The following is a 22529-nucleotide window of genomic DNA, read 5'->3' on the forward strand; positions in this document are numbered from 1 at the left end:
GCGCCTTCTGTGAGAGAGCTTGAAGTTGCTCCTGTGTGCCCGACTGCCTACTTGCCGAAGCGGGGGAACGCCTTCGCGCCGGCGAAGGTGGCGGCGTCGCCGAGCTCCTCTTCGATGCGCAGAAGCTGGTTGTACTTCGCGACACGCTCGCTGCGTGCCGGGGCGCCGCTCTTGATCTGGCCCGAGTTCACGGCGACGACGAGGTCGGCGATCGTCGTGTCCTCGGTCTCGCCCGAGCGGTGCGAGAACATCGTGGTGTAGCCCGAGCGGTGCGCGAGCTCGACCGCGTTGAGGGTCTCGGTCAGCGTGCCGATCTGGTTCACCTTGACCAGCAGGGAGTTGGCAACACCGAGCTCGATGCCCTTCGCGAGGCGCGTCGGGTTCGTGACGAACAAGTCGTCGCCGACGAGCTGGACCTTGTCGCCGAGCGCGTCGGTGAGCGCCTTCCAGTTGTCCCAGTCGTCCTCGGCGAGCGCGTCTTCGATCGTGACGATCGGGAAGTCGTTCACCAGGCCGACGAAGTACTCGGTCAGCTGCTCGGCCGTCCAGTCCTTGTTCTCTGCGCGGTAGACGCCGTCCTTGAAGAACTCGGTCGCAGCGACGTCGAGGCCCACGGCGATCTCAGCGCCGGGGGTGAAGCCGGCCTTCTCGATCGCCTTGACGAGGAAGTCGAGACCCTCACGGTTGCTGGGCAGGTCGGGGGCGAAGCCGCCCTCGTCACCGAGCCCGGTCGCGAAGCCGGCGGCCTTCAGCTCGCTCTTGAGCACGTGGTAGGTCTCGGCGCCCCACCGCAGTGCCTCCGAGAACGTCTCGGCGCCGATCGGGGCGAGGAAGAACTCCTGGAAGTCGATGCCGTTGTCGGCGTGCGAACCGCCGTTGATGACGTTGAACAGCGGGACGGGCAGCACGTGCGCGTTCGGTCCGCCGAGGTACTGGTAGAGGGGCAGGTCGACGGAGTCGGCTGCGGCGCGCGCGACGGCCAGCGAGACGCCCAGAATCGCGTTCGCGCCGAGGTTCGACTTGTTGTCGCTTCCATCGGTCTCGAGCAGCACGGCGTCGACGAGGCGCTGCTCGGTCGCCTCGAGGCCCTCGACGGCCGGCCCGAGCTCGTCGAGCACTGCGTCGACGGCCTTCAGCACGCCCTTGCCCTGATAGCGATCCTTGTCGCCGTCGCGGAGTTCGTACGCCTCGAACGCACCGGTCGATGCGCCCGACGGGACGGCTGCGCGCGAGACCGTTCCGTCGTCGAGCAGCACCTCGACCTCGACAGTCGGGTTGCCGCGGGAATCCAGGATCTCGCGAGCGCCAACGGCCTCGATAGCAGCCACGGTTCTTCTCCTTCTTCGGGGTGTCTTCGGGGTGCGGACCGGCATTGCCGGCCCTGTCCAACTCTAGTGAGCGGCCCTTCGCGGGGAAGGGCCACCCGGTTCAGGACAGCGGGCGGAATTCCAGCTGTTCGACCGACGTCGTCTCGGTGTTCACGTTCGCGACCTGCCGGTACCCGGACTCCGCGGCCCGGGCGAGGAGCGCCTTGACGTTCTTCGTGCGCTTCTCGAGCCGCACGCGCCGGCCGGCGGCGACGAGCGCCCCCTGCAGCCCGATGAGCTGAGCCGCTGGCACGTCGCGCTCGTGCAGCAGCAGGACGGCCTCGCGGCCGCCTGCGTCATCGTCGGGAATGAGATCGACGATGCGCTCGAACCCGATCGAGAAGCCGGCGGCTGGGACATCCGTACCGAGAAAACGGCCGATCATGCCGTCGTAACGGCCGCCACCGCCCAGTGAGTACCCGAACTCGGGGTGCTGGATCTCGAAGATCGCACCCGTGTAGTAGCCCATGCCGCGCACAAGGTTGTGCGAGAAGACGAGCGGCACGTCGGGCGCCACCGCATGCACGGCGGCACGGATCTCTGTGAGCTGGGCGTACGCCTCCGCGTCGAGCCACGCCGGCGCGTTGTCGCCGGTCAGGTTCCAGCCGTCGTCGGCGAACTCGCCCAGGTCGGCGCGCGCCTGCTCGGCGCGCTCGGGTGCGAGCAGCTCAAGCGCGACCAGCTCGGCGACGACGCCGTCGGCACCGATCTTGTCTTCCTTGTCGATCGTGATGAGCGCACGCTCGGTGCTCTTCTGGGCGATCTGCCACGAGGCCACCAGATGCCGCAGGATCGCGCGGTGATTGATGCGGATGCGGCACCCCGCCAGCCCGAGCACGGTGAGCGTCGCCGCCGTCGCCGTGATGAGCTCGACCTCGGCGAGGATGCCCGGTTCGCCGATGATGTCGATGTCGCACTGCACGAACTGGCGGTAGCGGCCCTTCTGCGGCCGCTCCGCACGCCACACCGGCGCGATCTGGATCGACTTGAACACCGTCGGCAGCTTGGCCCGGTTGCTGGCGTAGAAGCGCGCGAGCGGCACGGTCAGGTCGAAGCGCAGCCCGAGATCGGTCAACTCGGTGAGCTCGTCCGACGCGGCGGCGCGTGCGACGTCATCGGCGCCGAGACCGCGCTTCAGGATGCCGAAGGCGAGTTTTTCGTTGTCGCCGCCGAGCCCCGAATGCAGACGAGCGGAGTCCTCGACGACCGGTGTCTCGATCTCGTCGAAGCCACGCGAGGTGTATTCCGAGCGGATGACGGAGAGCAGACGCTCGCGCTTCGCCTTCTCGGCCGGCAGGAAATCGCGCATGCCACGAGGCGGGTTCACGTCAGGGGCCATGGACCAATCCTGCCATTACTGGGAATAACCCGAGTGCCAGAACGACTTCTAGTTCGCATGCCTGAACTATCCGCGGGGGTCGGACTGCGCTCAGAGCGCGGCCCTGTCCTGCTGTCCCAAATGCTCGCGACGGGCCTCGTCGCCCTCGACTCGACGATCATCGCGACCGCCTCGACGTCGATCGCGAAGGATCTCGGGCACTTCCAGCTGCTGCCCTGGCTGTTCTCCGTCTATCTGCTCGCGCAGGCGGTCGCCGTGCCGATCTACGGCCGGCTCGCCGACCTGTTGGGGCGCAAGAACACGCTGCTGTTCGGCATCGGGCTGTTCCTGCTCGGCTCGATCCTGTGCGGCGCCGCGTGGTCGATGCCGGTGCTGATCGGAGCGCGCGTGATCCAGGGCCTCGGGGCCGGCGCCGTGCTGCCCGTGTCGATGACGATCACCGCCGACCTGTACACGCTCCAGGAGCGCGCGAAGGTGCAGGGGTACCTCGCGTCGGTCTGGGCGATCGCGTCGGTCGTCGGCCCGACGCTTGGCGGCGTCTTCGCCCAGCTGGGCATCTGGCGGTGGATCTTCTGGATCAACCTGCCCCTCGGCGCGATCGCCGTCGTCATGCTCTGGCGCTCGTACCACGAGACGAAGCACCCCGATGCGAAGCGCGAAAAGATCGACTACCTCGGCGCACTGCTGCTCTCCGGCGGCACGACCGCTCTGCTGCTCGGGCTGCTCGAGGGCGGATCCGGCTGGTCATGGGCCTCGGCGACGTCGATCGGCATCTTCCTCGCGTCGGCCGTGCTGCTCGCGGCATTCGTGTACGTCGAACTGCGGATCGAGCATCCGATCTTCTCGCTCGCCGTGCTGCGGCGCCGGGTCGTCGCCGCATCGACGATCGCGTCGCTGATGATCGGCGTCGTCGTGCTCGGCCTGTCGACCTACGTGCCGATCTATGCGCAGAACGTGCTCGGCTTCGGCGCGCTCATCGCAGGCCTCGCGCTCGCCGCCCTCACCATCGGGTGGCCGGCCGCCGCATCACAGGCCGGGCGCATCTACCTGCGGTGGGGGTTCCGCGTGACTTCCGTCATCGGGGCACTTCTCGTCACCTTCGGTGCGGCCCTGATGCTCATGCTCGGCGCGCACTCGTCGATCTGGCTCGTCGCCCTGTTCTGCTTCGTGGTCGGCGCGGGCATGGGCTTCGCCGCCGTGCCGTCGCTCATCGCCGCCCAGGCGAGTGCGGCGTGGCACGAGCGCGGAGTCATCACCGGCACGAACATGTTCGGCCGCTCGATGGGCTCGGCGATCGGCGTCGCCATCTTCGGCGCGATCGTCAACTCGCGGGTGACGCTGAACGCCGCGGGCGTACCGGAGGGCGCGGGACTCGCGAGCGCGATGCACCTTGTCTTCGCCGGTGTGTTCATCGTGTCGATCGTGCTGTTCGTCGCGGTGCTGTTCCTGCCCGGGCATCGCACGGCGGCTGCGCAGACCGACGCCTCGGACGCGGACGCGGCGATCCCCGCCTGAGGTCGCGCTACAGTTCCGGGCCGCCGCTACAGGTGGCGGGGTGGCGCGGGCCCGCAGGTGTAGCGCGACCCGGCGCGTCGCTCAGGCCTCCGCAGCGCGGACGTCTGCGGCGAGCGCGCGCAAGCGCGTGCGAAGTGCGCGTTCGGCGTCGAGGCCCTGGGCGCGAGCCTGGGCGGTGATGCCGAGCAGCAGTGCACCGAGCTCGTCCTCGTCGGCGAACTGCAGACCCGCGCCATCGGCATCGGCGGGGCCCGTTTCGACACCGACCGAGGCCGCTCGACCTATCGTCTTGTCGGCGAGCGCGAGGGCCGGCAGAGAGCGCGGGATGCCGTCGAGGACGCTCGTGCGCTCGTGCTTCTCTGCCTTCTTCGCCGCGGTCCACAAGCGCACGACGTCCTCGGGGGTCTCGGCCACCTCATCGCCGAAGACGTGCGGATGCCTGCGAACCATCTTCTCCCTGACATTCGCCGCGACGTCCTGCACGTCGAACGCCTCGGAGGGCGTGCGACGTGCGATCTCGGCGTGGAACACCACCTGCCAGAGCACGTCACCGAGCTCCTCGAGCAGGTCGTCGCGCGTGCCCGACTCGATCGCCTCGACGAGCTCATAGCTCTCCTCGATGAGGTACGGCACGAGGCTCTGGTGGGTCTCGCGCTGACTCCACACGCAGCGGTCGAGCACGGCGGACATGGCGGCGGCGAAGCCGTCCAACTCGCTGTCGGTCATATACGAAAGTATGGCTGCGTGAGGTTCTTGCGGTCCGAACGGGTGGGGGCGGTGCTGCTGCTCGGCGCTGCCGCGCTCGGGCTCGTGCTCGCCAACCTGCCGGGCATCGGGGCGGCCCTGACGAGCTTCGCGAACTGGCACCCCCACGTGCCGGTACCGGGTCTCAGCCTGTCGCCGAAAGACTGGGTGAGCGACGGGCTGCTCGCGCTGTTCTTCTTCTCCGTCTCGATCGAGCTGCGACGCGAGATGGCCGTCGGCGAGCTCAACACGGTGCGCAAGGCGGTGCTGCCGGCCATCGCGGCCCTCGGCGGCGTCATCGCGCCGGCCGTCATCTACCTGGCGATCGCAGGGCGCGAGTTCCCCACCGGCTGGCCGATCCCGACCGCGACCGACATCGCCTTCGCGCTGGGCATCCTCGGTCTGTTCGGCCGACACATCCCGAACCACGTGCGCGTGTTCCTGCTCGCCCTGGCCGTCATCGACGACCTGATCGCGATCCTCATCATCGCGTTCTTCTTCACGCGCGGCGTGCAGCTGCCCTGGCTGGCCGGCGCCGCCGTGTGCCTGCTGCTGGTCGCGTGGCTCAGCAAGCTCCTGGCACCGCGCTCCCCCTACGTGCTCGGCCGACGGCGGCGCTGGCCCGTGGTCGCCGCGCTGTGGGTGCTCGCCGTGCTCACCTGGTGGTTCGTGCTGATGAGCGGCGTGCACCCGACGATCGCGGGCGTCGCGCTGGGCTTCGTGATCGCGCGGCAGCCCGGCGGCCGGATGCGCGCCCTGCTCGAGCCGGTCACGAACGGCGGCGTGCTCCCCCTCTTCGCGTTCGCGGCAGCCGCGGTCGCCTTTCCGGCCGTCGGCGTCGGTGAGCTGCACACCGAGTTCTGGGCCGTGGTCATCGCGCTGCCGCTCGGCAAGCTATGCGGCATCGTGCTCGCGGGCTCGGTCGGCTCGCTCGGCTCGCTGGGCTCGCTGGGCCGACGCGGCGCCCCTGGCGAGCGCTCGCCCGGCAGCCGAGCCTCCGGCACGCTTGGGATCGTCGATCTCGTGATGATCGGCTGCCTCGGCGGCGTCGGCTTCACGGTCGCGCTGCTCATGAACGAGCTCGCCTTCCGCGGCAGGCCCGAGATCACCGATGAGGGCACGCTCGCCGTGCTCGTCGGATCTGCCGCGGCCATCGTCTACTCGGCCGTTTTCGTGGCGCTGAGATCACGGCACTACGGGCGCCGCGTGCGAGCCGAGTGAGGCATCCGATCGCCGCAGGCCCACGCGTTAGCTGCACCCGCGCCCCCTCATAGCAATCTTTGAATGGGCGAACTTAACTTCTGCTCATGAAGCGTTCGGTCGTGACCGCCCTGGCTATTGCCGGGGCGCTCGCCGTGGTCGCGCTGTGGTGGCCCACGGCGGTCGTCACGGCGGACGGCGCAACGCTCGCGACGGCGGTGGCGGAGCTCGCCGGCATGATCGGGTCGTATCTCGTGTGCGTGCAGCTACTGCTGATCGCCCGGGTTCCGTGGCTCGAGCGCGCGATCGGGCTCGACCGGCTGGTCGGGTGGCACAAGGTGGTCGGCACCGCGACGCTGTTCCTCGTGCTGGCGCACGTCTCGTTCATGACGCTGAGCCAGTGGCTCGCAGGCGGCCACGGTCCGGTCGGCTCCTACCTTCAGCTGTTCCGCCTCTACCCCGACATGCTGACGGCGACGATCGGCACGGCCGCGATCCTGCTGGCCGGGCTGCTCAGCGCGCAGCTGCTGCGCGCCGTCTTGCCGTACGAGCTCTGGTACTGGACCCACGTCACGACGTACGTCGCGATCTTCCTCACCTTCCTGCATCAGGTGAGCGCGGGGCCGGTGTTCTCGGGGCATCCGCTGCCCCGAATGATCTGGTGGGCGATGTACCTCTCGACTGCGGCCTGCATCGTGTACTGGCGCGCGCTCACCCCCGTGATGCGCTTCGCCGAGCACCGCTTCGAGGTCGTCGCCGTCGTGCCGGAGTCGCCGCGCATGACGAGTGTGTGGATCCGCTCGCAGCGACCCGAGCTGCTGCGCGTGCGTGCCGGCCAGTTCATGCTCATCCGCTTCCTCACGTGGGGGCACCTGCTCACCGCCCACCCGTACTCGATCTCGAACGTGCCGGCCAACGGGCTCATCCGCATCACCGTCGCCGAGCTCGGTGACCATTCAGGGCGGCTGCGCGAGCTGCGCCCCGGCGTGCGGGTGCTGCTCGAAGGCCCGTTCGGCGGGTTCGTCGGACGCAGGCGCGCGGGTGCGGCGTTGCTCATTGCGGGCGGCGCCGGCATCGGACCGATCAGGGGTCTTGCCGAGGAGTTCGCGCGCATGGGCCGCTCAGTGGTCGTGGTCTATCGCGCGAGTCGCGGCGACGACCTCGCGCTCTACGGCGAGCTCTCGCAACTGCCGGGCGTGCACCTCATTCCCCTCGTCGGGCGCCGCGCCGAACTCGGCTACGACCCGCTCGACGCCGAATCCCTCGCGTACTACGTGCCCGACGCGGCTCATCGCGAGGCGTTCGTCTGCGGGCCGGCGCCCATGATCGAGAAGACGACCGAGAGTCTGCGAGAGCTCGGCCTGCCGGCCGCGCGTGTGCATTTCGAGGAGCTGAGCTTCGCGTGAGCCGGAAATGGCGGGGAACCGCGCTGTTCGCGGTGATCATGGCGGGCGTGTCGGTGACGGTGGCCGGGAGACTGGCGACCGGCGGCGGCGCGAGCGGCAGCCCCGTGCTGACGCCGCAAGCAGGGGCGACGGATGCTGCGCAGCCATCACCGACGGCAAGCGGCACTCCCAGCACCGGCTCTGGCAGCGCGCCGGGCACCGGGGCCGCACCGAGTGCCGGCACGAGCGGCTCGGGCGCCTCAGGCGGCGCGACGACCGTGACGGGCGACGTCGAGCAGACGCAGTTCGGGCCCGTGCAGGTGTCGCTCACGTACAGTGGCTCGAAGATCACGAGCGTGCAGACCCTGCAGGCTCCGACCGGCACCGGTCGCGACGAGATGCTCACGAACTACGCGGTGCCGCAGCTCGAACACGAGGTCATCAGCTCGCAGTCGGCTCGCGTGGATACGATCTCGGGCGCGACCTACACCTCCGGGGGCTACCTCGCGAGCGTCCAATCTGCGATCGACAAACACCAATGACCCCGATTCATCACTGCATGGGCACGGTCGTCTCCCTCGACCTGCGCGTTCCCGCGCCCGACGCGCTCGTCGCGCGCGCCTTCGCGGTCTTCGACGACGCGGAGGCCCGGTTCAGCCCCTTCCGCGCAGACAGCGAACTCTCGCGGGTGGGTCGCAGCGAGCTGGCGCTGGCCGAGGCGAGCACCGAGCTGCGTGAGGTGCTGGCGATCGGCGAGGCGTTCGAGCGCGCGAGCGGCGGTGCGTTCTCGCTGCGGCACGATGGCCGGCTCGATGCGAACGGCGTGGTGAAGGGGTGGGCGACGCAACGCGCGGCGGACCTGCTGAGCGACGGCGGGGCGACGGATTTCTGCCTGAACGCCGGCGGCGACCTCGTGACACGTGGCGCCCCGGCCCCCAGGCAACGGTGGCAGGCGGGCATCCGTGACCCGCGCGACCCGGCGCACCTGCTCGGCGTGATGGTGCTCGGCGAGGCCGCCATGGCCACGTCGGGCGCCTACGAACGCGGCCCGCACATCTTCGACGGCCGATCCGGTGAGAGCGCGAGGTACTGGGCATCGATCACCGTGGTCGACCCTGACCTGACCGTCGCCGACGTGCTCGCCACTGCCGTGTTCGCCATGGGTCCCGCAGGGCCGGGCTGGGCGCATCGCGAGTTCGGCTGCTCGGTCGTCGCCGCTCGACCCGACGGCGGGATCGTCGTGGCCGGACCGGTCGAGTGGGCCGAGTCCCAGGTGCCCCAGCCGGCGCCGACTGAGGCGAGCCTTAGCTAACAAGCATCCAATCTCGCGCTCTGATCAGGCATTTAGGGTCGCCTCACCTTGCTGGCGCGATGATGCGCCGCGTGCTTCCATGAGGATATGACCAACGTCCTGTCCCCGCTGCGCGCGCTCATCGGCACCGGTGCAGGCCACGACGAACGGCACCCCGGCGAGCCCGAAAGCCTCGCCTCACGACTGAACTGGCTGCGGGCCGGGGTGCTCGGCGCGAACGACGGCATCGTCTCCGTCGCGGCCGTCGTGATCGGCGTGGCCGGTGCGACCAGCTCGGTGCACGCGATCCTGCTCGCCGGTGCCGCCGCCCTCATCGGAGGGGCCCTGTCGATGGCGCTCGGAGAGTACGTGTCGGTCTCGTCTCAGCGCGACGCGGTGCGGGCGCGCATCGCCCGCGGCGAGGCCGGCGACTCCGACGACGTCAGCCCGGTTCACGCCGCGCTCGCCTCGCTCACCGCCTTCTTCGTCGGCGGTCTGCTGCCGTTCCTCTGCGCTGTGCTCGTGCCCGTGCCGCCGCGGGTTCCCGTCACGTTCGCCGCAGTGCTGCTCGCGCTCGCGCTCACCGGCTGGCTCGGAGCCCGCTTCGGCGACGCTCCCCCGCTTCGCGCGACCGTGCGCGTCGTCGTCGGCGGCGCGATCGCCCTCGGGATCACGTTCGCGATCGGTGCTCTGCTCGGCACCGGCATGCACCTCTAGCGCCGCGACCCCGCCTAGAAGCCCATGACCTGCTGGAAGCGGGGGCGGCTGCCGGTGCGCACGCCCGTGACGCTCGGCTTGTTGTCGTAGACGCCGACCGCCCAGTTGCCCTCGACGACGACCGGGCCTGTCGGCCCCATCACAACGTCCCACCCGACGTAGCGCACGGTCGGCACGACGGCGGTGAGCCGGTCCATGAACGGCTGGAGCGTCTCGAACAGCGGCAGCTGGAAGTCGGGGATCGAGACGCCCGACTCGGGGTGCGTCAGGTGCACGTTGTCGTGCGAGTCGTAGCCGGGGCCTTTCGCGCGCCCCGTCGCGATGTCGAGCATCGAGTAGAAGCCGCCGAAGGTCTGCTGGTCGCTCGCAGCCCCGCGGCCGAACTTCTGCGCCATCGAGAGGATCTGGGCCTTCTGCCCGTCGAAGAAGGCCGTGACGCGCGTCGTGTTGACGGTGCCGGGGCAGATGGCAGCGAGGGTCGGATGCTGCACGATCAGCTCTTCGAGCAGGGTCTGGCCCTTGCCGATCAGCGACGCGCGGAATGCCGCCCAGTCGGTGACGTCGGCCGCCTCGTGCCGCTCGACTCCATGGCCGGAGTTGCTGAACGGCACCTTCCCGATCACGCGGCCGTGCCGCGTCACGAAGTCGCGCACCTCCTCGACCGACGAGCTCTCGACCCGTAGCCACTCGCGGCCGAGGAACTCGTTGAACTTGTCGTCGAACGCGATCTTGTCCTGGAAGATCAGCCGGCCGGCCGGCTCGTCGAACTGCTCGGACAAACGCTGCGACAGCGGATGCGTCATGAAGGTGCGGCGCTCGGCGCTGTTCAGCATCGCGAAGTCCCAGTCGACGTAGTCCTGGAACGCCGTCTCATGGAAACCCGCCTCGATCATCATGTCGACGAAGACGACGGCGGAGGCTTTGTGATGCTGCTTCGCGGCGGCGCGAGCACGGTCGACGACCGAACCCACGTCGATACGGCGGGCACGGTTCACGACCTGGTCGAAACGGGCGGCGATGCCGGAGCGCGGGCTCACAGACTTCTCCTCGGGTGTCACGGGGCGGGCGGTTCGGTCAGCCGATCATACGGGCGTGGGGCGCGGCCGGACGAGTCGCCGCACCGAAGAGGACCAGCCTAGGCGACGCCCTCCTCGACCTTCTCGGGCAGCGGGAAGATCGCCCCGAGCAGCTGGCCGACCCACTCGATCAGTTCGGCATCGAGCAGCGGATGCCCGTCGACGACCTTCATCGGCACGGAGATCGCGCTCTGCTGCTGGAAGTGTCTCGCGCCCGGGTAGAGGCGCTGCAGGCGAACCTGGATGGAGTCGGCGAGCTCGGCCGGCGCGATGCGCACGTTCGAACCCATCGTCACGACCTCGGACAGCCCCGCGAGCTGGGCATGCCGGCGCAGACGCGCCACGGAGACCAGGTTCCGCACCGGCTCGGGCGGCTCGCCGTAGCGGTCGGTGAGCTCGTCGACGACGAGGTCGATGGCGTTCGCGCGTGCGTTGGGCCCGGATGCTGCCGAGAGCTTCTGGTAGGCCTCGAGACGCAGGCGCTCCGAATCCACGTAGTCCTCAGGGATGTGCGCGTCGACGGGAAGCTCGAGGCGCAGTTCGGTCTGGCCTTCTGCAACGTCGCCCCGGAACTGCCCGACCGCCTCGCCGATCATGCGCAGGTAGAGGTCGAAGCCGACGCCGGCGATGTGCCCCGACTGCTCCCCGCCGAGCAGGTTGCCCGCGCCGCGGATCTCGAGGTCCTTGAGCGCGATCTGCATTCCCGACCCGAGGTCGTTGTTCGCGGCGAGGGTGGAGAGCCGGTCGTGCGCGGTCTCGGACAGCGGCCGATTCTCGTCCCACAGGAAGTACGCGTAGGCGCGCTCATGGCCGCGCCCGACACGACCACGCAGCTGGTGCAGCTGCGAGAGACCGTACTTGTCGGCCCGGTCGATGATGATCGTGTTGGCGTTCGCGATGTCGAGGCCGGTCTCGATGATGGTCGTCGAGACCAGGACGTCGAACTTGCGCTCCCAGAAGTCGACGACGATCTGCTCGAGCACGTGCTCGGGCAGCTGCCCGTGAGCGACGGCGACGCGCGCTTCCGGCACGAGCTCCGCCAGCTGCGACGCGACCCGGTTGATCGACGAGACGCGGTTGTGCACGAAGAACACCTGGCCCTCGCGCAGGATCTCGCGCCGGATCGCCGCCGCCACCTGCTTGTCGTTGTAGGGGCCGACGAAGGTCAGGATCGGGTGGCGATCTTCGGGGGGCGTCGCGAGCGTCGACATCTCACGGATGCCCGTGACGGCCATCTCGAGCGTGCGCGGAATCGGGGTCGCGCTCATCGCGAGCACGTCGACGTTGGTCTTGAGCTTCTTCAGCGCGTCCTTGTGCTCGACGCCGAAGCGCTGCTCCTCATCGACGATCACGAGCCCCACGTCTTTGAACACGACGTTCTGCGACAGCAGCCGGTGGGTGCCGATGACCACGTCGACCGTGCCGTCGGCGAGACCGTCGAGCACCTCTTTCGCCTCTTTGTCGGTCTGGAACCGGCTCAGCTGGCGCAGATGGATGGGGAATCCGGCGAATCGCTCCGAGAACGTCTCGAAGTGCTGGCGAACCAGCAGGGTCGTCGGCACCAGCACCGCGACCTGCTTGCCGCCCTGCACCGCTTTGAACGCGGCGCGCACCGCGATCTCGGTCTTGCCGAAGCCGACGTCGCCGGAGATCAGGCGGTCCATCGGGATCGGCCGCTCCATGTCGGCCTTCACCTCATCGATCGTCTGCAGCTGGTCGGGCGTTTCGGCGAACGGGAAGGCGTCTTCCAGCTCCTGCTGCCACGGCGTATCCGGAGGGAACGCATAGCCCTTGGCGGCCATGCGAGCCGAGTACAGCTTCACGAGCTCGACCGCGATGTCGCGCACGGCCCGGCGTGCCTTCGATTTCGCCGCAGCCCAGTCGCTGCCGCCCATCTTCGACAGCGCAGGGTCCTCGCCGCCGACGTAGCGGGTCAGCAGATCGAGCTGGTCGGTGGGCACGAACAGCTTGTCGCCGGGGCGCCCGCGTTTGGACGGCGCGTATTCGAGCACGAGGTACTCGCGCGTGGTCTTCACGGCATTCCGGCCACCGCTCGAGACCTCGCGCTGCACCAGTTCGACGAATCTGCCGATGCCGTGCGTCTGATGCACGACGATGTCGCCCGGCTTCAGCTGCAGCGGGTCGACGACGTTCTTCCGCCGGCTGCCGAGCTTCTTCACCTGCCGGCTGTCATAGCCGATCGTGCGGCCGTAGAACTCGGTCTCGCCGATCAGCGCGAGCTTGTCGTCAGGAAGCTCGAAGCCGTGCTCCACCGCGGCCTTGACCAGATAGGCGACACCGGGTTCGGCATCCGTCGCATACTCGTCGACCACGCGCGCGGCATGGCCCGCTTCGGACAGCACATCAGCCGCGCGCTCGACGAGACCCTGACCGGCCGCCGCGATGACGACGCGCCACCCGTCTCGCAACAGCTCGCCAACGTGCTCGAGCGCACCGCTGACGTTGCCCTGGAAGCTCGGCACCGCAGCACCGGCCACGCGCACCGCGTCGCCGCCTTCGCCGCCGTCGAAGGTCGAGAAGGTCCACCAGGGCTGGCCCGGCACGCTCGCCTTCAGCTCTTCGAGGGTGAGGAAGTCGCCCGCATCGAGGTCGATCGGGGCCGCCGCGCCGACGGTCGCCGCGCTCCATGCGGCGGACAGGAACTCGCGGTTCGTCTCCGCGAGGCTCATCGCACGGCTCGCAACACTCTCGGGTGCGATCACGGCGACGCTCGCGCCCTCGGGCAGGTAGGCCGTGACCGGCACGAGCTTGTCGACGAGCGCAGGCGCGAGGGATTCCATGCCCTCGACGGGAATGCCCTGACCGACCTTCTCGAGCACGCTCGCGAGTCCGGGGAACTCGTGCTGCATCTCTCTCGCGCGCTGTCGCACGCTCTCCGACAGCAGCAGCTCGCGGCTCGGCGGCAGGGTGGCCCTGTGCGGACCGGCGGCCGAGACGGCCACCGGCGACGATGCGGCGAGGTCAGGTGACTGATCGCGCTTCGCGGGCGCGGGCGGGAGCTCGGTCAGCGAGCGCTGGTCGGCGACCGAGAACCACCGGATCTGATCGACCTCGTCGCCGAAGAAATCGATGCGATACGGGTGATCGGCGACGGGACTGAACACGTCGAGGATTCCGCCGCGCACCGCGAACTCCCCGCGGCGCGTCACCATGTCGACGCGCGTGTACGCGAGGTCGACGAGGGTCTGGGTGATGCGATCGAGGTCGTAGCCGCGATGCCCCAGCTCGAGCTCGACGGGCTCGATCGCCGTCAGGTTGTCGGCGACCGGCTGCAACGCGGCGCGCACGCTGGCGACGACGATGAGCGGATGCCTGTCAGCCGGCCGCTGCGCCTGCCATTGCGCCAGGCGCCGCAGGGCAGTGAGCCGGCGCCCCACGATCTCGGCAGAGGGGCTCAGCCGCTCGTGGGGCAGTGTCTCCCACGCGGGGAACTCGATGATCTCCGCGTCGGGCGCGAAGCTCGGGAGCGCGGTGCGCACGGCTTCAGAATCGCGGCCGGTCGGCGTGATCAGCAGCAGCGCGCGCTCGGGCGCCGGGCGCTTGGCGAACAGGGCGGCCAGCAGGGGCAGGCGGATGCCGTCAGTGGCCTGAAAATCGGCGCTCTGGCCCGAGTACACAAGGGCGTCGTCAAAGCTTTGGGCGCGCGAAAGCGCCTCGATCAATCCCTCGAGTACCACGCCCACAAGTCTACGGAAGGGCGCCGACACTGCGCGTGGGCCCAGGCCCAGGCCCAGGCCCAGGCTCAGGGTCGGACTCAGATCCAACCGTCGAGCGCCGTGAGGAACGCGGCCGGATCGTCCCGATTGACGGTGTGGGTCGCGCCCGGAACGACGCGCACGACGAAGCCCGCGTCGGCGAGCCGCGCCGCGCGGGCGGGGTCGACGAGCCTCGAGCCGTCCGCAAGCACGAGCAGGGACGGAACGATCGGATGCTCGGGCCCGACCAGCACGTCGGCGATGTCGCGCCGCAGCAGGAAAGCACGGAACGCCGGGTCGAACGCGTGGAAATCCTCGGACTCGATCACCGTGTCCTCCGCAGCCCAGCGCGGGTTCGCCTTCGCGATCTTCGCCGGCGTCGACCTCAGCAACCGCCCCGACGCGGGCCACGCGAGGGTTCGCACCAGCAGCGACAGCCGCGGGGCCGAGAACGCCGGGTCGACGTACACGGCGCGCGCAGGACGCAGCCGGTCGACGGCGCGGCTGAGCGTGAAGCCGCCGAGCGAGTGCCCGATGGCGAGCTCAGGGGCCGCCGGGACGCTCTCGAGCAGGCTCTCGACCAGCAGCTCGGCCGTGTAGCTCTGCGCCCGCGGGCTCTGACCGTGCCCCGGCAGGTCCACCGCGATCACCCGGTACCCCCGCCGTGCCAGCTCCGGACCGAGCTCACGCCAGTTGCGCGAGCTGCTCATCACACCGTGGACCAGAACCGCGACGCGCGCCCCGTCGCCCCATTCGCGTGTGAACAGCTTCATGCTCGGAGATTAGCGGGGCACGGGCGCGAGGGGGCTGGGGAATCTAGGGTGGAGAGATGATCCGGCATACCGTCGCCTTCCACCTCGTCCACCCTGCAGGCTCCGCTGAGGAGGCCGCGTTCCTCGCCGCAGCGGCCGAGCTCGCCGAGATCCCCGGCGTTCACAAGTTCGAGTCGCTCCGCGAGGTCAGCCCGAAGAACGACTTCGCCTTCGGCCTGTCGATGGAATTCGACGACCAGACGGCTTACGACGGCTACAACTCGAACCCGAAGCACGTCCAGTTCGTGAGCACGCGGTGGGAGTCGGAGGTCGCCGACTTCCTCGAGATCGACTACACCGCTCTCTGACGGCTCGGCCCCGGCGCCGCTACGCCGATTTCGTGTGGAACTTGAGCTGAGCAGCCGTCAGCCCGTCGGTCGTGATGAGCTCGACGGCGTCCGCCGCATCAGCGATGAGGATCGGCAGCGTCTTGCGCTCGGCGGCGCTGAATCCCTTCAGCACGTGGTCCGCGGCATCCGTCGACCCGGGCGGTCGGCCCACGCCCACGCGCACGCGCGTGAAGTCTCCCGTACCCGCGGCCTTGATGATGTCTCGCACGCCGTTGTGACCGCCGTGACCGCCGCCGAACTTGAGCTTCAACGTGTCGAACGGGATGTCGAGCTCGTCCTGCACGACGATCAGCTGTGCAGGCGCCAGAGAGAAGAAGCGCAGCAGCTGCGAGACCGGGCCGCCCGAGGTGTTCATGTAGCCGTTCGACTTCGCGAGGATCAGCTTGGGCGCACCCGGGTGCACGCGGCCCTCGGCGACATGCGAGTTGGTCTTGTGCGATTTGAAGGTCGCGGATGCTCGCGTCGCCAGCTCATCGAGCACCATCTGGCCGACGTTGTGCCGCGTGTTCGCGTAGGCCGGCCCCGGGTTTCCGAGGCCTACCACGAGCCACGTGTCGCTTGCTGCCATAGCTTCCAAACTTACGCGAAACACGTAGGGCCACCAGCTTCCGCCCTGCGCTGCCCGGGTGACGGGCGCGCAACACGGAACCTAGTGGCCCACGAGGTGAAGCAGTGCTCTTACTCGCCTTCGGACGCCTGAGCGGCCTCCGCGTTGGCGGCCTCAGCCGCGCCCTCGGTCTCTTCGTCGACCGGCGCGGCCGGCGTGACGATGCCGACGATCAGCGTCTCGGGGTCGCTCAGCAGTGCGGCGCCGGCCGGCAGCTCGAGGTCGGCAGCCGTGATGTGCGTGCCGGCCTCCTTGCCCTCGACGTCGACGACGATGCGCTCGGGGATGTTGGTCGCCTCGACCTCGATGGAGACCGTGTTGGCGTCCTGCTCGGCGATCGCGTTGCCGAAGGGCTCGCCCTCGACGTGCACCGGCACGTCGACCGTGACCTTCTCGCCGCGGCGGACCATGATCAGGTCGATGTGCTCGATGATCTGGCGCACCGGGTCGCGCTGCACGTCCTTCACGAGGGTCAGCTCGGTAGTGCCCGCGATGTCGAGCTCGAGGATCGCGTTCGCCTTGCGGATCATCAGCATGGTCTCGTGGCCCGGCAGGGTGACGTGGCGCGGCTCGCTGCCATGGCCGTAGATCACGGCCGGGATCTTGTCGGCGGCGCGGATCTTGCGCGCAGCGCCCTTGCCGAAGGAGTCGCGGACTTCCGCGACGAGCTTGTTCTCGTCAGACATCTCAGTGCTTTCGTGTCAGTGGGCGCCGGCCCACGGGGAATGTGATTTCAACTCGAACGCGTGACTGCGTGAGGAAAGGACGTGAAGCCGGTTCCACCGCGTCGATAACGGATGCCTTCTGAATCGTTGAACGAACACAGTCGCCGAACGAACACAGCGGCACCCCTCGCCGAAGTTCCGGCTCAGCTTACCAGGCGCACCCGGGTGGCTCGTCAGCCGACTTCGGCCCCGAGCACGGCGCGCAGCTCGGCGAGGAAGTCCCGGTACGCGACCATGCCAGGGTCGCGCAGGCCGGCGCTGCGTGCCTGCAGCCACGCGGCGCGACCGCGCGCGGACGTCTGCTCGGCGAGCTCCGCGACCGCGGCCTCGGCTGCCGCAAGCATCGCCTCGACGACCTCGACGGCGTCGCCGTCGAGCCGGGCCTCGAACGCATCGAGCGACGGCGAGACCGCATCGAGCACGGTCTTGTCGCCCGGCTGTGCGCCTCCGCGGCGCGCGATCTCCCCGGCGGTGGCGCGAGCCCACGCGAGAACGGCCGCGCGGTCCGCGATGTCGGCCTCGCCGAGGTCGACGGCGGCAGAGAGGATGCCCCCGCCGACGAGCGCGGCGAAGGTCGATGGGTTGGCCGACGCGAAGGCCGCACCGAGCCGGCGCAGCAGCACACCGCCCGGCGCCCCCGGATTGCGCGCGATGGCGGCGACGGATGCGCGCGCTCCGGCGGACACGGTGATGCCGAGGTCCCCGTCGCCGAGCGCGGCGTCGAGCTCGCGCAGCTCGTCTGCGTGGGCCGGCATCCGCTCGAGCACCGCCGTCAGCAGCGCGCCGAGCGCGCTAGCCGGAAGCGGGATCTCATCGTCCTCTTCCACGGCCTCGCTGGCACCGGCAGCGGCCGGCCCGGCGCCGGAGCGAAGGCTCCCGACGTCCGTTCCCCGTCGGAGGAACGGAGAGACCGCCGGCCCACTCAGCAGCTCCTCCAATTCGTCGTCGAGAACCAGCAGCGAGATCGACGCGCCGGCCATCTCGAGGCTCGTCACGTACTCGCCGACGAGCCGCATGGCGATGTCGATCCCGAGCGCTGCGAGGCGGTGGGCGACCCGCCGGTACACGACGTAGAGCTCCTCGAGCGGGGTCGCACCGAGACCATTGACGAGCACCGCCACCCGGTCATCCCGTCCGAGGTCCGGCAGGTCGGCCAGGATCGCGTCGAGCAGCCGGTCGGCGATCTCGTCGGCCGATTCGAGCGGGCCACGGTGCAGACCCGGTTCGCCGTGGATTCCGATGCCGATCTCCATCTCGCCGTCCGGCAGCTCGAAGGTCGGGTTGCCGGCGGCGGGCAGAATCGTCGGCGAGAGGCCGACGCCCTCCGTGCGCACCCGCTCGCCGACCCGGCGTGCGACCGCCGCCACCGCGTCGAGGTCATCACCCCGTTCCGCTGCGGCGCCGGCGGCGAGGAATCCGAACACGATGCCGCCGGCCACGCCGCGACGGCGCTGCGCCTGCTCACGCGGAGCGCTCGCCACGTCGTCGGCGGCGAGCACCGTCTCGGTGCGAATGCCGCTCGCGCGGACCAGGTCGCCGGCGATGTCGAAGTTGTACACGTCGCCGCCGTAGTTGCCGTAGAGGTAGAGGACGCCCGCACCGCCGTCGACGGCGCGCGTCACCGCGGCGATCTGCTCGGCCGACGGCGACGAGAAGACGTTGCCTACTGCAGCGCCGTCGAGCAGCCCGCGGCCGACGTAGCCGAGGAACGCCGGAAGATGGCCCGAGCCGCCGCCCGTGACGATGCCCACCTTGCCCGGCACCGGGGCGTCGGCGCGAACCAGCCCGCGACCGCCTGCGACCAACCGCGCCTCGTCGGGGTGGCTCAGCACGATGCCCTCGAGGAACTCGTCGACGAAGTGCTCAGGATCGTTGATGATCTTCTTCACGCGGGCTCCCGGTCGAGTGGTGTCCGAGCGCCGGAGCGCTCACGCGCACCGGCCCCCAGGCGGTCATATGCGAGGCGACGCACGTCACCGCGCCGGCGATACGCAGCATACTCAGGCAGCCGAGGGTGACGGCAAATACCCGACGACAGCCTTCGTCTCGAGGTACTCGTCGAAGCCGAAGCCGCCATTCTCTCGCCCGTTTCCGGACTGCTTGTATCCCCCGAACGGCGAAAGCGGGTCGACCGATGCCGCGTTCACGCGGACCTGGCCGGCCTTGAGCTGCCGGACCACGGTCGCGATCCGTTCTGGATCGGCCGACTGTACGTAGGCGGCGAGGCCGTAGTCGGTGTCGTTCGCGATCGCCACCGCCTCCTCCTGCGTGCGATACCCGATGATGCTGAGCACCGGGCCGAAGATCTCCGTCCGCGCGATGGTCATCTGATTCCGGACGTTCGCGAAGACGGTCGGACGCGCGTACCACCCGTTCTCGAGCCCGTCTGGGCGCCCGAGGCCGCCCTCCACCAGCTCGGCGCCCTCATCGACACCGGCTTCGATGAGCCGCTGCACCCGCTCCCACTGCGCCCGACTGACCAGCGGGCCGAGCTGCGTCCCCTCCGCCGCCGGGTCGCCCGTGACAAAGGTGCGCGCCTCGTCGGCAGCGATCCGCGCCGCCTCGTCGACGCGGTCCGCGGGGACCAGCATCCGCGTCGCCGCGTCGCAGGACTGGCCGGAATTGATGTAGCAGAACGCCACACCGTCCCGCACCGACCGTTCGAAGTCCGCGTCTTCGAGGATCAGGTTCGGGGACTTGCCGCCCAGTTCCTGCGTGACCCTCTTCACCGTCGGTGCCGCGGCCGCCGCGACCGCGACGCCACCGCGCGTCGACCCCGTGAAACTGACGAGATCGACGGACGGGTGAGCCGCGAGAGCCTGACCGACGCGAACGCCGGTGCCCTGCAGCAGATTGAAGACGCCCGCCGGCACACCCGCCTCCTCGAGGACCTCGGCGAAGATGACGGCGTCGAGTGGCGCAAGCTCGCTCGGTTTGAGCACCATCGTGCAGCCCGTGGCCAGCGCGGGGCCGACCTTGCACATGATCTGATGCAGCGGCCAGTTCCACGGCGTGATGAGCGCGCACACGCCGATCGGCTCGCGTCGGATGGTGGTGTTCCGCTCGGTCGACTCGAAGATGAAGGATTCGAGGGTGGCGATCGTGTCGCGGATGTGGATGAGACCGATCTCGGCCTGCGAACCGTACGCCAGGCGCTTCGGGGCGCCCATCTCGGCCATGACGGCCGCGCCGAGGTCGGGGATCCTGCGCTCGTAGGCATCCGCCATGCGATGCAGGATGCCGAGTCGCTCGTCACGCGAGCTCGCGCTCCACGCCGCGAGGGCGCGTCGCGCGGCCGCTACGGCCAGCTCGACATCGTCGAGGCCACCGTCAGCGATCCGAGCGATGACAGAATCGTCAGCCGGATTCCTGACCTCGATCCTCGAGTCCGACCCCGGGTCCACCCATACGCCATCGATGAACAGCTGCTCCTGATGCCGGTTCCACGGCCGCGTCATTTCCACGGTGTCTCGCTCTCCTTCGTCGGCGCATGACGCCGTAGTGCGGCTTCATCGATCTCGATTCCCCAACCCGGCCCGGACGGGACCTGAAGCATGCCGTTCTCGACGCGCGGGGGTTCGACCACGAGCTCGTCCCGCCAGGCGACGCTGTCGACATCGAGCTCCATGACGTGCAGATTGGGCACTGCGGCGCAGAAGTGGGCACTGATCGCGGTCGCCAGGTGCCCATAGAAGTTGTGGGGCGCGACGGGGATCGAGTAGGCCTCCGCCATGCTCGCGATCTTGAGCGACTCGAGGTACCCGTTCCATAGCACGTCGACGATCGCGGCGTCCCACGCTCCCGCTTCGAAGAACGGGCGGTACCCCACGCGCTCATAGATCGCCTCGCCCGAGCCGATGGGCATCGCCGCCTCGTGGCGCACCCGCGCCATGCCGACCGCGTCCTGGTGGTCGAACTCGAGCCACGCGAGCCCAAACGGAGCGAGAGCCGCAGCGACCCGCCGGTAGCCTTCTAGGTCGAACATGAAGTTCACGTCGACGTAGATGTCGGCGTCGTCACCGGCGCCTTCGCGGAACGCCGCGACGGTCGCGACGAGCTGGTCGATCATGCGCGTGTCCCAGCCACGGCCCGTCGTAGCAACGGCTCGCGCATACGGATTCGTTCGTCCGATGACTCCGGTGTCGCCGAAGCCGAGGACATTGGTCTTCATGCCGGTGAAGCCTGCCGCGCGCACCGACGCGGCGAAGGCGCGCGCATCGTCATAGCTGGTGAGCGGCGGAACCCCGACGTACGGGGCGAACTTCGGCAGTCGGTAGAACCCCGCGTGAGACCAGTACACCGGGATGCTGTCACGGACCTTCCCGCCGAGCATGTCCGATACCGAGACGTCGAGATCCCGGGCCTTGATGTCGAGCAGTGCGTTCTCGATCGCCGCGATCGCCTGGCGGTTCACGCCTCCGCGTGCGGGGCGCACCAACATGGCCAGGTCGTGAGTCACGAGCTCGACTCGGCGGGGATCCCGTCCTACGACGTAAGGGCTCATGGCAGTGATCACCCCGGCAAGGCCGGGGTTGCCGAAGCTCTCGCTGAATTCGGACCACCCGACGATTCCGGCGTCCGTCGAGACTTTGAGGTACGAGATGGTGCGCCAGCCGAAGTCGACGCTGATGGGCTCGAGTGCTTCGATGCGCACGCTGCGATCTCCTTCTCGACACTGAGAAACGAATTCGGAACTATTTCAAATAGTGCAACTCAATTGCGCTAGTTGGAACATAACCGCTGGGGCCGGAGCGCGTCAAGCCACGACCCGCACGGCAGTCCGACGCGCCGAACGACTGCCGCGCCCGCGAAGGAGGACCATATGCTTCTAGGCGCAGCGCTGGTGGCCTCGTCACGTTCGCATCCGACGGAGGTACGAATTGGAAAAGCAGTACGAAGTTGGGACCCTGCAGCGAGCGATCGAGGTCCTCGAAGAGCTCGCCACGACGCCCCAGCAGCGCCTGGTCGACCTCGCCCAGTCGCTTGCGGTGAACCAGAGCACGCTGCTGCGCACGCTGCGGGTGCTCGAGCAGGCGCGCTTCGTGCAGCGCGACGCGAACGGCGCCTACCGCCTTGGGCTCAAGCTCGCCGAGCTCGGCCTCGGCATGATCGAGGACACGGTCGCGTCGAGTCCGCTCCGGCTCGCGGCGGGACAGCTGTCCCGCCGGTTCGACGTCACCGTTCACCTCGGTGTTCTCAACGCGCAGGCCATCACCGTGATCGACAAGTTCGACCCGCCGGTCACCCTCGTGCGCTATTCGACCCTCGGCGCTCGTATGCCGCTGCACGCGACCGCCGCAGGGAAGGCGGCGCTCGCCCTCGCTCCGCAGATCGGCCTCGAGCCGCTCGATTACGAGACCGCTCGGCTCGCTCCCTTCACGCCGAAGACGATCCTCGACCCGGAGAAGCTGCGGAGTGATGTCCTGGCGGCAGCCAAGCGCGGCTACTCGATCGAGAACGGCGAGTATCAGAACGGGTTCAGCTGCGTGGGCACCGCCGTCGCGGTCGGGCAGGAGATCTACACTCTGAGCCTCTCCGGCCCCTTGATCGAGACCGCGACAAGGGCGCAGATGGGCAAGGCGGTCGCCGCTGCCGTCAGCGAACTCGCGCGCGACCACGGGAAGCTGTGGCGCCCGCTGGGCCAGCCGGCGCTCGACAAGCGGAGGTCTTGACGCCTTCACGCGA

19 protein-coding genes are annotated in these 22529 nt (G+C 69.3%); 8 read left to right on the forward strand and 11 right to left on the reverse strand.

Going from position 1 to position 22529, the window contains the following annotated elements; translation table 11 throughout:
- Positions 1–47: 47 nt before the first annotated feature.
- Together eno and hisS are read right to left on the reverse strand one after the other, a co-directional pair.
- Entirely contained in the window at positions 48–1328 is a 1281-nt protein-coding gene (gene eno / locus ACFOYW_RS01240; RefSeq protein WP_390226755.1) for a phosphopyruvate hydratase, read from the reverse strand.
- A gap of 100 nt (positions 1329–1428) precedes the next feature.
- Positions 1429–2706 carry a histidine--tRNA ligase gene (hisS, locus tag ACFOYW_RS01245; RefSeq protein ID WP_390226756.1) on the reverse strand — a complete coding sequence of 426 codons (1278 nt, stop codon included), beginning with the start codon at positions 2704–2706 and terminating at the stop codon, positions 1429–1431.
- Between the two features lie 57 nt (positions 2707–2763).
- Here hisS and ACFOYW_RS01250 point away from each other — a divergent pair, with 57 nt between their 5' ends.
- Positions 2764–4221, forward strand: coding sequence for an MFS transporter (locus ACFOYW_RS01250; RefSeq protein ID WP_390226757.1), 1458 nt, complete (start codon positions 2764–2766; stop codon positions 4219–4221).
- Positions 4222–4302: 81 nt separating this feature from the next.
- On the opposite strand, the gene ACFOYW_RS01255 is transcribed toward ACFOYW_RS01250, so the two are convergent.
- Positions 4303–4947: a MazG family protein gene (locus ACFOYW_RS01255; RefSeq protein ID WP_390226758.1), complete on the reverse strand. Its 645-nt coding sequence runs from the start codon at positions 4945–4947 to the stop codon at positions 4303–4305.
- Between the two features lie 18 nt (positions 4948–4965).
- Here ACFOYW_RS01255 and ACFOYW_RS01260 point away from each other — a divergent pair, with 18 nt between their 5' ends.
- The 5 genes from ACFOYW_RS01260 (at position 4966) to ACFOYW_RS01280 (ending at position 9558) form a co-directional block, all read left to right on the forward strand.
- Positions 4966–6186 (forward strand): Na+/H+ antiporter NhaA, encoded by a 1221-nt coding sequence (locus ACFOYW_RS01260; protein WP_390226759.1) that lies wholly within the window; start codon positions 4966–4968, stop codon positions 6184–6186.
- Positions 6187–6272: 86 nt separating this feature from the next.
- Positions 6273–7571 (forward strand): ferredoxin reductase family protein, encoded by a 1299-nt coding sequence (locus ACFOYW_RS01265; RefSeq protein ID WP_390226760.1) that lies wholly within the window; start codon positions 6273–6275, stop codon positions 7569–7571.
- Positions 7568–8092, forward strand: coding sequence for an FMN-binding protein (locus ACFOYW_RS01270; RefSeq protein WP_390226762.1), 525 nt, complete (start codon positions 7568–7570; stop codon positions 8090–8092). Before ACFOYW_RS01265 ends, ACFOYW_RS01270 begins: the two co-directional genes overlap by 4 nt.
- Positions 8089–8862, forward strand: a complete 774-nt coding sequence (locus ACFOYW_RS01275) for an FAD:protein FMN transferase (RefSeq protein ID WP_390226764.1) — start codon at positions 8089–8091, stop codon at positions 8860–8862. Before ACFOYW_RS01270 ends, ACFOYW_RS01275 begins: the two co-directional genes overlap by 4 nt.
- Before the next feature lie 87 nt (positions 8863–8949).
- Positions 8950–9558: a VIT1/CCC1 transporter family protein gene (locus ACFOYW_RS01280; RefSeq protein WP_390226765.1), complete on the forward strand. Its 609-nt coding sequence runs from the start codon at positions 8950–8952 to the stop codon at positions 9556–9558.
- 14 nt (positions 9559–9572) lie between these two features.
- On the opposite strand, the gene ACFOYW_RS01285 is transcribed toward ACFOYW_RS01280, so the two are convergent.
- The 3 genes from ACFOYW_RS01285 to ACFOYW_RS01295 all read right to left on the reverse strand — a co-directional run bounded on the left by ACFOYW_RS01285 (position 9573) and on the right by ACFOYW_RS01295 (position 15123).
- A complete protein-coding gene (locus tag ACFOYW_RS01285) occupies positions 9573–10595 on the reverse strand; it encodes a sugar-transfer associated ATP-grasp domain-containing protein (RefSeq protein ID WP_390226766.1) in 1023 nt (340 codons plus the stop codon).
- Positions 10596–10693: 98 nt separating this feature from the next.
- Complete coding sequence (gene mfd, locus ACFOYW_RS01290) at positions 10694–14332, reverse strand: transcription-repair coupling factor (RefSeq protein WP_390226768.1); 3639 nt, start codon at positions 14330–14332, stop codon at positions 10694–10696.
- A gap of 77 nt (positions 14333–14409) precedes the next feature.
- Complete coding sequence (locus tag ACFOYW_RS01295; protein WP_390226769.1) at positions 14410–15123, reverse strand: alpha/beta fold hydrolase; 714 nt, start codon at positions 15121–15123, stop codon at positions 14410–14412.
- 56 nt (positions 15124–15179) lie between these two features.
- Between ACFOYW_RS01295 and ACFOYW_RS01300 the strand changes: the two genes are divergently transcribed.
- Complete coding sequence (locus tag ACFOYW_RS01300) at positions 15180–15470, forward strand: Dabb family protein (protein WP_390226770.1); 291 nt, start codon at positions 15180–15182, stop codon at positions 15468–15470.
- Between the two features lie 19 nt (positions 15471–15489).
- Here the strand turns inward: ACFOYW_RS01300 and pth are convergent, their stop codons facing one another.
- The 5 genes from pth to ACFOYW_RS01325 all read right to left on the reverse strand — a co-directional run bounded on the left by pth (position 15490) and on the right by ACFOYW_RS01325 (position 21498).
- The gene (gene pth / locus ACFOYW_RS01305) at positions 15490–16080 is read right to left on the reverse strand and encodes an aminoacyl-tRNA hydrolase (protein ID WP_390226771.1); all 591 of its coding nucleotides are present in this window, start codon (positions 16078–16080) and stop codon (positions 15490–15492) included.
- Positions 16081–16190: 110 nt separating this feature from the next.
- Complete coding sequence (locus ACFOYW_RS01310) at positions 16191–16805, reverse strand: 50S ribosomal protein L25/general stress protein Ctc (protein ID WP_390226772.1); 615 nt, start codon at positions 16803–16805, stop codon at positions 16191–16193.
- A 212-nt stretch (positions 16806–17017) separates the two neighbouring features.
- The gene (locus ACFOYW_RS01315; protein ID WP_390226773.1) at positions 17018–18733 is read right to left on the reverse strand and encodes a dihydroxyacetone kinase family protein; all 1716 of its coding nucleotides are present in this window, start codon (positions 18731–18733) and stop codon (positions 17018–17020) included.
- Positions 18734–18844: 111 nt separating this feature from the next.
- Positions 18845–20302, reverse strand: coding sequence for an aldehyde dehydrogenase family protein (locus ACFOYW_RS01320; protein WP_390227353.1), 1458 nt, complete (start codon positions 20300–20302; stop codon positions 18845–18847).
- Positions 20299–21498, reverse strand: a complete 1200-nt coding sequence (locus ACFOYW_RS01325) for a mandelate racemase/muconate lactonizing enzyme family protein (RefSeq protein WP_390226774.1) — start codon at positions 21496–21498, stop codon at positions 20299–20301. The genes ACFOYW_RS01320 and ACFOYW_RS01325 overlap by 4 nt, the downstream gene beginning before the upstream one ends.
- A 226-nt stretch (positions 21499–21724) precedes the next feature.
- Here ACFOYW_RS01325 and ACFOYW_RS01330 point away from each other — a divergent pair, with 226 nt between their 5' ends.
- Positions 21725–22516, forward strand: a complete 792-nt coding sequence (locus ACFOYW_RS01330; RefSeq protein ID WP_390226775.1) for an IclR family transcriptional regulator — start codon at positions 21725–21727, stop codon at positions 22514–22516.
- Positions 22517–22529 lie beyond the last annotated feature (13 nt).

The sequence above is a fragment of the Gryllotalpicola reticulitermitis genome, assembly GCF_042651345.1.
Taxonomy (GTDB): Bacteria; Actinomycetota; Actinomycetes; order Actinomycetales; family Microbacteriaceae; genus Gryllotalpicola; species Gryllotalpicola reticulitermitis.

Coding starts and splice junctions, on each gene's coding strand:
- ACFOYW_RS01250 (WP_390226757.1), top strand. CDS start 2,764: ATGCCTGAACTATCCGCGGGGGTCGGACTGCGCTCAGAGCGCGGCCCT.
- ACFOYW_RS01320 (WP_390227353.1), bottom strand. CDS start 20,302: ATGACGCGGCCGTGGAACCGGCATCAGGAGCAGCTGTTCATCGATGGC.
- ACFOYW_RS01280 (WP_390226765.1), top strand. CDS start 8,950: ATGACCAACGTCCTGTCCCCGCTGCGCGCGCTCATCGGCACCGGTGCA.
- ACFOYW_RS01310 (WP_390226772.1), bottom strand. CDS start 16,805: ATGTCTGACGAGAACAAGCTCGTCGCGGAAGTCCGCGACTCCTTCGGC.
- ACFOYW_RS01295 (WP_390226769.1), bottom strand. CDS start 15,123: ATGAAGCTGTTCACACGCGAATGGGGCGACGGGGCGCGCGTCGCGGTT.
- hisS (WP_390226756.1), bottom strand. CDS start 2,706: ATGGCCCCTGACGTGAACCCGCCTCGTGGCATGCGCGATTTCCTGCCG.
- ACFOYW_RS01300 (WP_390226770.1), top strand. CDS start 15,180: ATGATCCGGCATACCGTCGCCTTCCACCTCGTCCACCCTGCAGGCTCC.
- ACFOYW_RS01255 (WP_390226758.1), bottom strand. CDS start 4,947: ATGACCGACAGCGAGTTGGACGGCTTCGCCGCCGCCATGTCCGCCGTG.
- ACFOYW_RS01265 (WP_390226760.1), top strand. CDS start 6,273: ATGAAGCGTTCGGTCGTGACCGCCCTGGCTATTGCCGGGGCGCTCGCC.
- pth (WP_390226771.1), bottom strand. CDS start 16,080: ATGGCAGCAAGCGACACGTGGCTCGTGGTAGGCCTCGGAAACCCGGGG.
- ACFOYW_RS01275 (WP_390226764.1), top strand. CDS start 8,089: ATGACCCCGATTCATCACTGCATGGGCACGGTCGTCTCCCTCGACCTG.